The 13,972-nt window shown below is 72.8% G+C and carries 11 protein-coding genes; 4 read left to right on the top strand and 7 right to left on the bottom strand.

The features are described from left to right. Nucleotides 1-2 precede the first annotated feature (2 nt). Both ABZW30_RS26640 and ABZW30_RS26635 read right to left on the bottom strand, forming a co-directional pair. Nucleotides 3-3,413, bottom strand: a complete 3,411-nt coding sequence (locus tag ABZW30_RS26640) for a tetratricopeptide repeat protein (protein WP_355673722.1) — start codon at nucleotides 3,411-3,413, stop codon at nucleotides 3-5. Between the two features lie 850 nt (nucleotides 3,414-4,263). Then, entirely contained in the window at nucleotides 4,264-4,851 is a 588-nt protein-coding gene (locus ABZW30_RS26635) for a TetR/AcrR family transcriptional regulator (RefSeq protein WP_355673749.1), read from the bottom strand. A 206-nt stretch (nucleotides 4,852-5,057) separates the two neighbouring features. Between ABZW30_RS26635 and ABZW30_RS26630 the strand changes: the two genes are divergently transcribed. Together ABZW30_RS26630 and ABZW30_RS26625 are read left to right on the top strand one after the other, a co-directional pair. Then, complete coding sequence (locus tag ABZW30_RS26630) at nucleotides 5,058-6,020, top strand: chlorophyllase (RefSeq protein WP_355673721.1); 963 nt, start codon at nucleotides 5,058-5,060, stop codon at nucleotides 6,018-6,020. Nucleotides 6,021-6,256: 236 nt separating this feature from the next. After that, nucleotides 6,257-6,568 carry an aldo/keto reductase gene (locus tag ABZW30_RS26625; RefSeq protein ID WP_355673720.1) on the top strand — a complete coding sequence of 104 codons (312 nt, stop codon included), beginning with the start codon at nucleotides 6,257-6,259 and terminating at the stop codon, nucleotides 6,566-6,568. Between the two features lie 22 nt (nucleotides 6,569-6,590). Here the strand turns inward: ABZW30_RS26625 and ABZW30_RS26620 are convergent, their stop codons facing one another. The 5 genes from ABZW30_RS26620 to ABZW30_RS26600 form a co-directional block, all read right to left on the bottom strand. Then, on the bottom strand, nucleotides 6,591-7,436 hold the full coding sequence (locus ABZW30_RS26620) for a hypothetical protein (RefSeq protein ID WP_355673719.1): 846 nt from the start codon (nucleotides 7,434-7,436) through the stop codon (nucleotides 6,591-6,593). Between the two features lie 50 nt (nucleotides 7,437-7,486). After that, a complete protein-coding gene (locus ABZW30_RS26615; RefSeq protein ID WP_355673718.1) occupies nucleotides 7,487-9,430 on the bottom strand; it encodes a protein kinase in 1,944 nt (647 codons plus the stop codon). A 194-nt stretch (nucleotides 9,431-9,624) separates the two neighbouring features. Then, on the bottom strand, nucleotides 9,625-10,392 hold the full coding sequence (locus tag ABZW30_RS26610) for a DUF4185 domain-containing protein (RefSeq protein WP_355673717.1): 768 nt from the start codon (nucleotides 10,390-10,392) through the stop codon (nucleotides 9,625-9,627). 208 nt (nucleotides 10,393-10,600) lie between these two features. Beyond that, entirely contained in the window at nucleotides 10,601-11,494 is an 894-nt protein-coding gene (locus tag ABZW30_RS26605; protein WP_355673716.1) for a DUF1906 domain-containing protein, read from the bottom strand. Between the two features lie 165 nt (nucleotides 11,495-11,659). Further along, nucleotides 11,660-12,532 carry a carboxymuconolactone decarboxylase family protein gene (locus tag ABZW30_RS26600; RefSeq protein WP_355673715.1) on the bottom strand — a complete coding sequence of 291 codons (873 nt, stop codon included), beginning with the start codon at nucleotides 12,530-12,532 and terminating at the stop codon, nucleotides 11,660-11,662. A 129-nt stretch (nucleotides 12,533-12,661) separates the two neighbouring features. On the opposite strand from ABZW30_RS26600, the gene ABZW30_RS26595 reads away from it, so the two are divergent. Together ABZW30_RS26595 and ABZW30_RS26590 are read left to right on the top strand one after the other, a co-directional pair. Beyond that, nucleotides 12,662-13,243 carry a TetR/AcrR family transcriptional regulator gene (locus ABZW30_RS26595; protein WP_355673714.1) on the top strand — a complete coding sequence of 194 codons (582 nt, stop codon included), beginning with the start codon at nucleotides 12,662-12,664 and terminating at the stop codon, nucleotides 13,241-13,243. A 316-nt stretch (nucleotides 13,244-13,559) separates the two neighbouring features. Next, nucleotides 13,560-13,955, top strand: a complete 396-nt coding sequence (locus ABZW30_RS26590; protein WP_355673713.1) for a hypothetical protein — start codon at nucleotides 13,560-13,562, stop codon at nucleotides 13,953-13,955. Nucleotides 13,956-13,972 lie beyond the last annotated feature (17 nt).

The following is a 13,972-nucleotide window of genomic DNA, read 5'->3' as shown; positions in this document are numbered from 1 at the left end:
GGTCACGCATGCACGGCCCGGAGGCTCGCCAGGATGCGCTCGACGTCGGGTGCACCGAGCCTCTGGGCGATTGTGAGCGCCTGGCGAAGGTGCGCCTCGCCCTCCCGGGCGCTCCCCTCCCGGCAGAGGCTGTCCCCGATGCCTTCGAGCGCGCGTGTCTCCTGCAGCGGGTACGTGATGGCCCGGGCGATCTCGAGTGCCTTCGTGTGGTGGGTGCGGGCTTCCGCCCAGCGGCCGGTCTGTGACAGGAGCTTGCCCAGCAGGTTGAGGGACTCCGCCTCGCTGCCCGAGTCCTGGACCTCCCGGCACATGGTCAGGGACAGCCGCAGGCTCTCGGCCGCGGCCTCGTACTCGCCCAGCGAGAGCTGAGCATCGCCCAGATGGGCGAGGGCGCGGGCCTCACCGAGCGCGAAGCCCTGCTCCTGGAAGCTGCGCACGGCTTCCCGGAGGGTGTCGGCAGCCGGCTCGTGCTGTCCGGTCCGCTGCTCGATGCACCCCAGGTGGGCAAGGCTGATCATCTCTCCCCGCCGGTCACCGCCCGCGCTGTACATCTCGCGGGCGGCGCGGATGTTCTCGACGGCGTCCGCGTAGCGGCCGGTGTCCCGTTGGAGTAGAGCCAGGAAGTTGAGGGTGTTGGCCTGGCCCTGGCGGCTGCCGATGGCGCGGTGCAGTTCCAGGGCTTTCAGATGGCTCGACTCCGCCGCCTCGAAGTCACCGGTGAGGCGCTCGGCGTTGCCCTGGCCGCTGAACGCATTGGCCTGGCCGAGACGGTTGCCCAGAACGCTGTAAAGCTCCAGCGCCTCACGGTGGTTGGCGACGGCCACCTCGAACGGGCCGGTCAACTCCCTGATCATGCCCAGGCAATAGAGCGCGTTGGCCTCGCCGAGACGGTTGCCCAGCGCGCGACACAACTCCAAGCTGGACTGAAGGTGTTCTCCGACCTCCGTCCAGCGGCCGGTGAGCATGAGCACATGGCCCAGGCTGATGAGGGTGTTGGCCTCGCCGAGGCGGTCACCCAGGTCCCGGTAGCCGACCAGAGCCTCCTGGTGGCACTCGACAGCCTCGGTCAAGTGCCCCGCGAGATGCCGGGTGTGGCCGATGCTGGTCAGCGCGTTGGCCCGGCCGTGCCGGTCGCCCAGCTCGTCGTACAGCTCCACGGCTCGAAGCAGGTCTTTCGCCGAGGGTTCCAGCTGCCCTGAGAGCTGCCACATGATGCCTCGGTTGGTGAGGGCGTCGGCCTGGCCCTGCCGGTCGCCGGTGCGCAGCGCGGTGTCGAAGGCGATCTGGTGCAGCGAACGGGCCTGCTGCCAGTGGCCCTGACTGCGCAGACCTTCGTGCATCGCTGCGGGCAGCCGGACGGCGTGGGCGGAGCGACCGTGGGCGGCGGCGAACTCCACGGCTGCTTGCAGATTGGCCCGTTCGGCCTTCAGCCAGGCGTTGGCCAGGGCGACGGTGGACAGGTCGGGCACGGTGTTCGGCGTCGCCGGGCCTGCGGTGGGAACGGGGGCGGGAACGGGGGTGTGGCGGGCAAGGGGCCGGTTGGCTGCGGTCGCAGCGGCCAGGTAGTAGTCCAGCAGCCGTTCCATGGCGGCTTCGTTGGCGGCCGGCTCGTTGGCGTCGGCCAGCGCGCGGGCGTGTTCGCGGATCAGGTCGTGCATCCGGTAGCGGCCCCGCACCGGCTCGTCGATCAGATGGTGGTCTTCGAGCACCTCCAGCAGCCGGCGGGCCGTGGGAAGGTCGGTGTCGTCCAGCGCGGCGGCGGTGTACGCGTCGAAGTCGTTGCCCGGGTGCAGGCCGAGCCGCTGGAAGAGCCGCTGCAGGTCGGAAGAGAGGTACCGGTAGGAGAGGTCGAAGGCGGCGGCGGCCGAGGTGCTTTCGGCGTGGAGGGTGGCCAGGCGGCCGGTGGCCGCGGTCAGGTCCGAGATCAGGTCGGCGACCGACCAGGACGGATGGTGGCGCAGGCGAGCCGCCGTGAGCTGGATGGCCAACGGTAGGTACCCGCACAGGCGTACCGTCTCGACGACCGACGGGTCTTCGGGGAGCAGACCCGCTCGACCGGCTTTGGCCGTGAAGAGCCGGGCGGCGTCCTGCGGGGGCAGGACGTTCAACGTGATGGGCACGGTGTCTTCAAGGTCCACCAACCTGCGACGGCTCGTGACGATCACCAGGGTTCCCGAGGTCCCGGGGAGCAAGGGCTTCAGCTGCTCACTGCTACGGGCGTCGTCGAACAGCACCAGCATCTTCTTGCCGGCCACCTGAGTGCGCCAGAGGCCGGCCCGGGCTGACAGATCGGAGGGGATCTGCTGTGGCGTCACCCCGGTCGCCAGCAGGAGCGTGGCCAGGGCGTCGGTCGGCTCGATGGCGGGCGTGCCCGGAGTGTGGGCGTGCAGCGGCATGAAGATCTGGCCGTCAGGGAAGTCGGCGGCCAGGCGGTGGGCGCAGTGGACGGCGAAGGCGCTCTTGCCGACACCGGGCATGCCGTCGACGGCATGGATCCCCACCACTCCGCCTGTCGCGGCGCCGGCCCGGCACGTCGCGAGGACCAGGTCGATTTCCTCATGGCGTCCGACGAAGGAGGAGATGTCCCGAGGCAGCGAGGCGCTCACCACGGAGGCCGTCCCGGACGGCGTGTCCCGGGTGGGCCGGGGCGTGGGCACGGAGAGGCTGCCGGAGGTTCCGCCGGAACTGAGGATCTCCTGGTGCACCTCCTGGGTCGCCCGGCTCGGATCGATGCCGAGTTCGTCGACGAGAGCGCTGCGCAGGGCTCGGTAGACCTCCAGGGCCTCTGCGGTGCGGTCGGTGCGGTGGAGTGCGACCATCAGCTGCCGGTGGAACGCCTCCCGGAAGGGGTGTTCCGCGGTCAGGGCCGCGAGATCGGCGCTGATTCCCTGATGCCGGCCGAGGTTCAGCTGGGCGTCGAAGTTCCATTCCAGGGCCTGCAGCCTGGCCTCACGCCAGTGTTCGCGCGGCGCCCGCGCCTCATCGAGGTCAGCCAGTTCGGCCAGGGGGTCTCCCTGCCACAGTTCCAGCGCCGCGGCCGTCTCACGGCGGACAGCGTCCCAGTCCTGGTCCATGAACGCGGCCTGGGCCCGGGCCAAACGGTGTTTGAAGACCTGGCAGTCCAGCTCGCCGTCGGCGACCTTGAGCAGGTAGCCCAGCGGCGTCACCGAGAGCCGCTGGCCCGCGTCGTCGGACAGCGCGCGGCGGAGTCGTGCCACCAGGTTGTGCACGGCGGCAGCGCCCGAGGTCGGTGGGTTCTCACTCCACAGCACGTCCTGAAGCCGATCCGTCGCGATCGGCCGGTTCGCATGCAGGAGCAGCACAGCCAGCAGTGAGCGCAGCTTCGTACCGCTGAGGGTGAGTTTCCCGGACCCGTCGTGAACGCTCAGTCGGCCGAGAACGCTGAACTGCATCCCTCAATCCCCCTACCGGGCCGGGCAGCCCGTCCCCAAAGCCGATCTTCGCTGCATGTTAGCTCCATGACAGGCGCGCCGACCATGATCCTCTCTGCGGGGCGGCACACCGGGCCCGACTGCGCCCGAATGAGCCGAGGCCCGACTCGTTTGAGGGACGTCTCCGCTGGAACTCGGATAGCGGTAGAGAGGGTTGAGGTGTCCGACATTCGCCTGCGCCAGAGGGCCGTGGCATCTTCCCGCAACGGGAACATCGAGATCGTGATGCGCAAGCACGGCATCCTGGTCCAGGACACTCCCGAGGCCCGGAATACCGACGGGCCGACTCCACGCGGGTGGAGCAGCCCCCGGGAAGCAGTGGAAGCCGGCCGAGTACCGGACACGGGATGGAACGCGGCACCGCCACGTATCCGATACCCCGGGTGCGATTCCCGCGCGGTTGAGGCCGGCCGCCGCCCGATCCGCGCAGCGGCCGGCTGGTAACGGAGGCGGCTCGACACGACGGTCACGAAGGGCGGTGGCTCGGGCGTTGTGGGGCTGGGGGGTGACTACCGGAGCCATCGGTCGAGGAAGTCGGCCCGGAGGTGGCCGATGTGGTTGTCGAAGGCAGGTGGATCGATCTCCTTGAGCTCGTCCGCGAGCACGCTCGGTTGGCCGCTCACAGGACTTTGACAGCGCTGCGGACCGCCGCGCCGCCCGCCGACCGCTGCGGTGGCGGGCGGCGGGTCACAGGCCGAGTGCGGTGCGCAGGTCGGCGTACCCGGGGGTGCCGGGCCGCAGTCGAGTCATGCGGGGCCGGCCGGGCGGCTGCCCCCGCGCCCGGACGAGTCGGGTGTCGCCGTCAGGCCGGTCAGGGCCGCCGCAGCCCCTGGAGGAGCAGTTCGACCAAGCGCCTGGGGTCGTAGCGGGAGTCGGTGTCGCGTCCGATGCAGAGGTTGCCGATGCCGCGCATCAGCTCGTAGGGCTGCGTACCGGGCCTGATCTCGCCGGCGTCGACCGCGGCATCGAGCAACTGGGCGCAGACGGGCAGCAGGCGGTCGAGGAAGTAGGTGTGCAACGCGGCGAAGCGGTCACTGTCGGACTGCAGGGCGTCGGCGAGTCCGTGTTTGGTGACCAGGAAGTCGACGAAGAGGTCGATCCACTGGCGCAGCGCGTCGAACGGGGAGTCGACGTCGGCCAGCAGGTTCGGGCCGGCCTCGGCGCACGCCTCGATCTGATGCCGGTAGACGGCGGTGACGAGATCCGCCCGGGTCGGGAAGTGGCGGTAGATCGTGGCCATCCCGACGCCCGCCCTGGCCGCGATCTGCCGGATCGGGGCGTCGACGCCGGAGGTGACGAACACTTCGGCGGCGGCGGCGAGCACCGTCCGCCGGTTGCGCTGGGCGTCGGCCCGCTTGCCGGGGGTCGGCGGCTCCCCGACGGGGCCCTCGGCGGGGATCACGTTCTCCTTCGACACCACTTGCTCCTTCGGCACCGCTTGACAAAACGGAACGCTGATCCGGATATTAAGTGGAGCAGCGTTCCGGTTCAGCTTAGCCGAACCGGCCGCCGCAGATCACCCTGCCCGCCGCCGGTCACAGGAGACCGACGACCGGCCGCACGAGACCGGCGAACGGCCGGCGCCTCCGAAAGGGAACCCACATCGTGAGCACATCCACCGCCACCACCGCCGACGCCTTGGGCACGCCCGTCCCGGTCCTCTCCTTCAGCCCGCTCGTGCTCCCCGTACCCGGACGACCCGTGGACCTCCGGATCCGCGTCTCCGCGCCCGTGACCGGAAGCGGCCTGCCCGTCCTCCTCCTCTCCCACGGCCACGGCCCCTCCAACAACCTCTCCTCGCTGAACGGCTACGCGCCGCTCGTCGACTTCTGGGCAGCACACGGATTCGTGGTCATCCAGCCCACCCACCTCACCTCCAGGACCCTCACCCACCTGGTCGCCGACGCCCCCGGAGCCCCCTTCTTCTGGCGCTCCCGCGCCGAGGACATGACGCACATCCTCGACCGGCTCGACGCGGTCGAGAACGCCGTGCCCCAGCTCGCCGGGCGGATCGACCACACCAAGGTCGCCCTGGCCGGACACTCACTCGGCGGCTTCACCGCGAGCCTGCTGCTCGGCGCCCGGCTCACCGACCCCGAGACCGGGGAGCAAGCGCACCTGGCCGACGACCGGATCAAGGCGGGCGTACTCCTCGCCGCGCCCGGCCGGGGCGACGTCCAGAACGGCCCCATGGCCGAGCAGTGGCCCATCCTGCGGGGCATCGACTTCTCCACCATGACCACCCCCGCGCTGGTCGTCGCCGGCGACAAGGACGACTCCCGGCACTTCACGGACATGGGTCCGGACTGGCACGCCGATCCGTACACCCTCGCCCCCGGCAGCAAGACCCTGCTCACCCTGTTCGACGCGGAGCACGGACTCGGCGGAATCGCCGGATACGACGCCGCCGAAACCACGGACGAGAACCCCGAACGGGTCGCCGCCCTCGCCCGACTCACCGCCGCCTACCTGCGCACCGAACTCCACCCCGGCGACCCCGCCTGGCAGACCGCACGCGAGGCACTGACGGCCGGCGCCGACCCGGTCGGACGGGTCGAGTCCAAGTAGCCCGCCCGCAGGCCTCGGCCACCGGACGGTCCGAGCCGTCGTCACCGGCGTCCGGCGGCACCTCACCGCCGCCCAGCTCGCCGTCCGGCTGCGGCTCCGCCTCGAACGGATACGTCACCTGGCGGAACGTGCCCCGTCGTGCGTCGAAGCCGCGGTCAGGCCCAGGTGCGGAGCCGTGGCCCACAGGGAGTGGGAGCGCGCCCGGGTGCGGCACTCACCGCTGCGGAACCCGGCTGATGTGCGGGTTCGAGGAGGGCCGTGAACTCCCGCCGGAGAAGGCCGACGACGCCTGGGAGGACGACCACGCCCCATACGGTCCCGACAATGAATGGCCGGTGGCCAAGGCCCAGTCGGCCGTTCTGACCGAGGTGACCGGGGAGCTCGGGGCGACCGTCGACCAGGTGGTGCTCGCCCAGCTGATCGGCCACCCCGTCCCGACCGTCCCGGTGGTGGGCGCCGGCTCGGCCGCGCAGTCGGCCGAGATCCTGGCCGCCCTGGACCTCGTGCTCGACGAGGACCAGCGCCGACGGCTGGACGCCGCGGCCTGATCCCCCGCCCCCCGGCGGGGGATCAGGGGCAGTGGTAGGCGAAGGAGGTGGCTGCGGTTCGGGAGGCGGGCGAGAGGATCTCCAGGGTGGCGGTGGCCTGGAGTGAGCCATGGCCCTCGAAGGTCCAGCGCAGGACCAGGTCGGTGTGGTGGGCGCCGGCAGGCAGGTCCTGGGCGATCTCGGCGGACGTGGTGCCGTCGCTGCGCAGCCAGCGGTAGCGGAGGGTGCCGGTGCCGCCGTTGGTTTCCACGGCGGCGGTGATCACGGCGGTACCGGCGCAGCCGGGGCCGGCCGGGTCGGTGGTCACGTCGGCGGCGGTGACGGCGAGGGCCGGCGTGTGCAGGCGCCAGAACAGGAGCGCCAGGATCGCCAGGAGCACGGCCGCCGGTACCAGCCACCGCTGGATCCGGCGGGGCCGTCGCGACTGCGGCACCTCCGGTGCCGTCTCGCCGCGCCATGCGGCGGCGGCCTGCGGAGGGACGCCGGGGCCGAAGCGGCGCAACTCTCCCGGGGCGAGCGGCTGTTCGTCCGGGGTGACATCGACGAGGGTCGTGCCGGACGCGGGCGTGGCGCCGAGCCGCACCGTGGCGGCGGCGTCCGCGTCCACCTCGGGTGACGGCGGGGTGGGGCGCGGCGCGCTGCCCCAGACCCGCGGGTCGAGGAAGGTCGCGCTCTCGGCCTCGTGGCCGTCGAGGCGAACCGTGGCCTCGGGATCCGGTGCCCCGCGGTCCAAGCGGACGGTCCGGGCCTCCCCCGCCGGGCCGGGCTCCGGACGGAGCGTCTGTTCGCCGTCGCCCGTGCCCGGACCGAGCCGGACGGTCTGGTCTGCGCCCGGGGCGGGGGCGGAGTCGGGACGGGGCGTGGGCATGGCTTCTCCAGGACGATGGGCGGGTGACGGACCGGCAGGCGCGGCAGGGGTCAGCGGGGCGGGTTGCAGAGGAAGGCGTTCATCTCGGCCGACGTCCGGCCCGGCTGCGCCGCCGCCGGGGTGGTGCCGATGCGCACCCCCCAGGTCGGGAAGGTGTCGGCCGAGCCGAAGTCGTGGGTGCGGGTGATGGTGGCGCGGCCGTTCTGGACCGCCACCGTGTCGGTGGCGACGGTGACCGCGCGTCCGCCCGAGCTGTGGTACCAGCTCAGCGTCAGCGTTCCGGTGGCGGCGCCCTGGGCGGCCACCGTGACCGTGGCGGTCAGGCTCCAGCGGCCGCCGCAGACCAGGGAGTCCAGGTTCACCGTGCTGACCGTGATGGTGGCGGGGGCCACGGTCGGGCTCGGTGCGGAGGGGCTGGTCACGGGGCTCGGCCCGGCCTGGGTGGGGGCAGGGGCGGCAGGCGGCGCCGCCGGCGCTCCGGCGGGGCCGGGCGGTGCGGGGCTCGGGCCGGTGGCGGGGACGGCGGAAGGCGTGCCCGGCGCCGGGGCCGTCTTGCCGGTCGGCGCGGCCGTGGCGCTGCCGCTCGGGGTGCCCGGGGTCGTCGGCGCGGCGGCCGTCGGGTCCGCCGAGGCGGACGGTGTCGGGCTCGGGGTGTCGGCGCCGCTCGGCGTCGGGGAGGGGCCGGCCTGGTCGTGCGCGGCGAGGCTGGTGGTCGCCTCCGGGGAGGCGCCGCCGACGACCGTACGGGCACCGCCGTCGGCGGCCCCCGCCATCGCCACGCCGGCCAGCGTGGCCAGGGTGACGGCGCCGGCCGCGACGCCGACGAGCACCTTGCTGCGGGTGCCCAGGCGCGCACCACGGCCGGTCAGGGTCCGCTGGGCGGCGGCCGGGAGGGTGTCGGCGGCCGGGACGGCGCTGACCTCGGTGCCGGAGGAGCTGGAGGGGCCGTCGGCGCCGCCCAGAGTGGTGTGGGCCAGCGAGGTGCCGCCGGCGGCCCCGCCCTGGGCGCCGGGCAGCAGCAGCGCGAGCAGGGCGACCAGGGCCGTCAGATCGCGGCGTCCCTTCTCCTCCCACTGCGGCCCGTAGCCGGCCGCCGCGACCGCCTCCAGTTCCTCGACGAACGCGGCCGCGCCGTCGGGCCGGGCCTGTGGGTCCTTGGCCAGGCCCGCCAGGATCAGCGGCCGGACCGGGTCGGGGGCGAGCTCGGCCGGGATCGGGGCCTCGGTGTGCTGGACGGCGAGTTCGGCGATGGTGGTGCCCGCGTAGGGGCGGGCGCCGGTGAGGCACTCGAAGAACGTGACGGTGGCGGCGTAGACGTCACCCGCCGGAGACGCGGGCCGGCCGGCCCACTGCTCGGGCGGCATGTAGGCGGGGGTGCCGGAGACGTCGCGGTCGGCGCCGCTGGCCACCGCGATGCCGAAGTCGACCAGCTTCGACGTGGCGGTCGTGTCGACCAGCACATTGGCGGGCTTGTAGTCGCGGTGCACCACGCCGACCGCGTGGGATGCGGCCAGACCCAGCAACGAGCCCTTCAGTACCACCAGGGCGGCCTCCGCGGTGGTGGCGCCCTCCGCGCGGAGCAACTCGCGCAGCGCGATCCCGTCCACCAGCTCCATCACGATGGCCGAGCCCCGCTCCCCCTCCACGTACTCGTAGAGCCGGGTGACGTGTGGGGAGTCGATCCTGGCGAGGACCTGCGCCTCCGCGCGCAGCGCGGGCGTGCTGGCGCAGGCGCGCAGGTACTTGATCGCCACCGGGGTGCCGGTCTCCCGGTGGCGGGCCAGGACGACCCGGCCGCTCGCGCCGGCGCCGAGTTCCCGCTCGTGGAGGTAGTCCGGGAGCTCCCAGGGGCGTTCGTCCCCGGGCGTCGGGGCACCGCCCGCGGCGGGTGCCGTGTCGTCCCCGGCCGGTCCGCCGTCCTGGGCCGGTCCGCCGTCCTGGGCCTGTCTGTCGCCCTCGGTCTGTCTGTCGCCCTCGGTCTGTCTGTCGTCCATCGCCTTGCGCTCTTCCCGTCACTGCCTGCTCGGCTTCGCGGCGACGCACCTTACGGCACCGCGGCCGATGGCTGGGACGCAGCCCGTGAGCGGCGGGTTGCGGGCCCGTCGGTCCGGGAGGTCACGATTCGGGTGATTCGCACAGCGTCCCAACCATTCGGCCTCGTGCCGGCCCCCGCGAAGGCGGTGCGGGCTCAGGAGAGCATGTTGATCCGGTACTGCATGATCCGGTAGTTCTTCGGGTCGTACCACTGGCTGACGACGATGTGGAAGTCGCCGAACGTCGAGCCGGGGATGACGAAGCCGCCGTACGGGCTGGCGACGAGGTTGGCCGCCTCCTGGCCCGGGGTGTCGGGAAGGATCATGGTCTGCTCCAGCGTCCCGGTCAGGTCCGAGGTCGGGAGGGGGAAGACCATCGCCCTGATCGACAGCGGGTCAGTGTCGTAGATGACGCCGCGCATGAGGTGCATGTACATCACACCGTCGACCACGAACACGTCGGACGGGATCGCCGTCGTGAACTTGTCCCCGACCGGGTTGTGCGGTTCGTCGACGAGGCTGTCGGCGCGGCCGCCACCGACGCTGCCGTCGATGCGGAGGTTGTTCAGGTCGGCGCTGCTGGAGCGGAGGCCGATCGGGGCACGCCAGTCGGCGGCGCCCACCTGGTCGCCGTCGAAGGTGTCGCCGCAGACGAAGAGCATGGTGCCGTCCGGGCACCGCACGGGGATGCCGAGGTCGGTCCACGGCGAGGCGAACGGCCCGGTCTCGACCGGGCCGCTGAGGTTCTTCACCTTGGTCGCGATCGTCGGACCGGTCGGATCGTACGGGCCGTTGGCGATCGCGGCGGGAGCACCCGAACCGATCGCCCCAGCCCCCACGGCGACGCCGATGCCGATCTTGAGAAGCCGGCGACGGGAGGGCCCGCCGGTCGTCTCGTCGCTCCCGCCCGATGAGTGGGTCATTCTGTCGATGGCCTTTCCGGGTCGACGGATTCCGCGGCTTCGCGGGGATCGCACACCTCAGTGGCGACGGGTCGCACTGAGGCTACGGCGACCCGCCGCCGGACCATCGATCGGTGGACAGACCTTCACTCACATGAGGTAGGCCCCAAGGGGGTTCACGCTCCCGAGGTGGGTCTGTCGAGGCCCTTCCCGGAAGGTCCGTCGTGGCTCAGGCCGCCCCGCCGGCCACCAGGCCGTCCAGCTCGTCGGGGTCGACGCTGAGCGTCACCCCTCCGTGCGTCTCGTTGGCGCTGCCCCGGTACTGGTGGATGCGGTGGCCGGTCCACAGGTCGTCGGGCAGCCCGGCCTGCCCGCTGGTCGTGGGGCGCCGGTCCCAGCGGGCGTACCAGATCGCGTCGGGCATCGGAGCGCGGCCGGCCCGGGCGGCGGCGACGATGTCCGCGATGCCGGAGTCCAGGCTGGAGTAGAAGCCTGACCGGTACCCGGCCGCCCGCAGCGCCCGGGCCCAGCCGACGGTGAAGTCGACCACCGCTCGGCTGCACTCCGCGTCGCCCGTCGGGTAGGCCTCCATGTCGAGGTACACCGGACTGCCCGGCCCCAGCCCCAGCGCCTGCAGCGCCGCCGCCGCCTCCCCCGCCTCCTGCCCGCCCTGCTCCTCGGCCCGGTCCGGGTCGATCCGCAGCGGCTTGTCCTCGCGCTCGGCGCAGGGCGCCTGGAGCCCGACGTGGGTGGGCACCAGCTGCCACCCCATCGCCCGGACCGTGGCGACCCACTGCGGCGTCAACCGGGGCTGCTGGCAGCCGCGTTGGCTGCCACTGCTGTAGATGTTCACCGCACCGTACGGCGAGGCGGTGCTCCAGACGCGCAGGGCCTCCGCCGGCGGGGCCGTGCAGGCGTCGAACCCGGCCCCGGTGAACCGGTACTCCGGCAGCGAGTCCGCGGAACCGTCGGGCGGTGCGGCGAGGGGCGCGGGACGGACGGTCGAAGGTGCGGCCGCCCGTGCGGCGGCCGGCTCCCACCTGCCGGGCGCGTGCCCGTGGACGGCACTGGGGAACATGACGAGCGAAGCCGCCAGGAGGGCGGTCGGAGGCAGAAGGCGCATCCCTCCGTCCTAGCCGCCCACCGCGCGCCTCCCGTGCCATCGTGGCGACGCGCCGCAGCCGTTCACCCGGAATCCGCATCCCCGACCCGCCCACCCGGGGCCGTGACGGCGTCTCAGCACTCCCCAAGGGGTGGCCGTCGAATGCCCGTTCCCGGTTGATGGCGCCTACTCCCCCACCCGACCTGCCGCGTCGCGCTCGGCGAACACCTCGCGGGCGGCCGCGATCCCGTTGAGAGCGGCCGGGAAGCCCGCGTAGACCGCCATCTGGACGATCGTCTCGATCGCCTCTTCCCGGGTGCCGCCGACGTTGAGCAGCCCGTGCAGGTGGACCCGCAGCTGCGGGGCGGCGGTGCCGAGCGCGGTGCAGGCGGCCACGGTGGCCAGCTCACGGGTCTTCAGGTCGAGGGCGGGACGCGAGTAGACGTCGGCGAAGGCGAAGTCGACGATGTAGTCGGCCAGGACCGGGGCGATGTCGGCCAGCGAGGCGACGACGCGCTCCCCGGCCTCCCCGTCGATCCGGGCGAGCGCGTCGAGCCCGCGCTCGTGCCGCTCCCCCAGTGTCCGCGTGCCGTCGGTGTCGCTTCGCGCAGGGGTGAAGTCGAGCTCCGGCCGGTCCGCGAAGGCGGCCTTGGCCACGGCCATGCCGTTGAGCGCCGCCGGGATCCCGGCATAGACCGCCATGTGGAGGACCGTCTCGACGATGCGGGCCGGCTCGACGCCGATATTGAGCGCGCCGTCGATGTGGAAGCGGAGCTGGGGGGCCGCGGTGCCCAGCGCGGTCAGGGCGGCGACGTTGATCAGCTGCCGCTGGGCGAGGGTGAGGCCGGGCCGGGCGTACACATCGCCGTAGCCGAACTCGACGGTCAGCCGGGCGAGGTCGGGGGCTATGTCGCCGAGGCCGTTCAGGATGTCCGAGCCCTCGGGGCCGGCGATCTCGCACAGGAGGGCGAGGCCCCGCGAGAACCGGTCGGTGGACGGGGAGACGGGCGAGGAGACGGGCGAGGAGACGGACAGGGAGGGGGCTGCGACAGCGGTCATGGCGGTCTTCCTTGCGGCTCGCGAAGAGGATCAGGCGTTACGGAACGTTTCGTAACGCCACGAGACTAGGACGACCCACGTCCACTGTCAAAACGAAACGTAACGTCACGTCTGGGTTAGACTCGGGCCATGACCCCCCAGCCGAAACCCGAACGCCGAAGCGAACGCGCCCGCCGCGCCATCCTGGACGCCGTCTTCGAGGTCGCCGGGGCCAAGGGATACGGCAAGACCACCATCGAGGCCATCGCCGCGACCGCGGGCGTCGGCAAGCCGACCATCTACCGCTGGTGGCCGTCCAAGGGCGCGATCGCCCTGGACGCCGTCAACGACCGGATCGGCGACTCCATGGACTTCCCCGACACCGGGGACATCACCGCCGACCTCACCGCCCAGCTCACCGCCGTCGCCGCCATGCTCACCGGCGACACCGGGGCGCTCTACCGCGGCATCATCGCCGAGTCCCAGAGCGACCCCGACCTCGCCGCCGCCCTCCGCGCCACCTTCCTCGAACCCCGGATCCAGCGGTGCGTCCGCCGCCTCGACGCCGCCGTGGCCGCCGGCCAGCTCCGGGCCGACCTACCCACCCGCACGATGGTCGACATCCTCTACGCCTCGGTCTACTACCGGATCCTGCTCGGCGCCGGACCCGAGGAGACCCTGCGCAGCCCCCTCCTCGTCGAGACCGTCCTGGAAGGTCTGCGCCCCGCCTGACGCCCGCAGACCCACGGCGGAGGACGGCCCGTGTCGACGGAGTACCTTGGTCGCTGCCACCATGTGCCGATGTCCTCCTCGCCCCTCCCCGAGCCGTGGCTGCGCGGTGTCGCCGCCGATCCGTCGCCGTCCGTCGAACGGCTCCACGCATTGCTCGACCACAGCGGACTGTCGGCCGCCGCTGCGTGAGGGGCGCGCGGGTCGCCGAGCAGTCGGACGGCCTCGCCCGGGGGGGCAGGCCCTTCGGGGGGCAGGCCCTTGACTAGGGTGAAGCAGCACGTCAATGGCCGTGGACGGCCGGGGAGGGCACAGGACAGTGAAGAACAAGGGCGAGCTGGACGACCTGCGGGCACGGCTAGCAGCGCTGGAAGCGGAAGTCGACCGCCTGCGCGAGGAGTCCGCGGCGACCCGCGCGCCGGCGGCGCCGACCGACCGTGACGGCGCGGAGGCCCGCTCCTCGGCGCCCGAGCGCACCCGGGTGCCGAACGCGGTCCGTCCGAACCAGGCCGAGCAGCCCCAGTCGATGACCCGCCTCGCCGATGCCGTCGGCGTCATGGTCTCCGACCAGGCGGAGCAGACGATGCTCCTGCGAGCGCAGACCCAGGCCCTGGAAACCCAGAGCAGCACGCTCACCAAGCACGGCCGGTTCCTGGAGAGCCTCCTGGAGGGCCAGTCCGCGCTGTTCGAGGAACTGCGCCGGGACGGCAGGTAGGCACCGAGCGACACCGC

It is taken from the genome of Kitasatospora sp. NPDC004669, from assembly GCF_040609455.1.
Taxonomy (GTDB): domain Bacteria; phylum Actinomycetota; class Actinomycetes; order Streptomycetales; family Streptomycetaceae; genus Kitasatospora.
The sequence above is the reverse complement of the archived record's forward strand: the minus strand, read 5'-3'. Positions and strand labels throughout refer to the sequence as shown.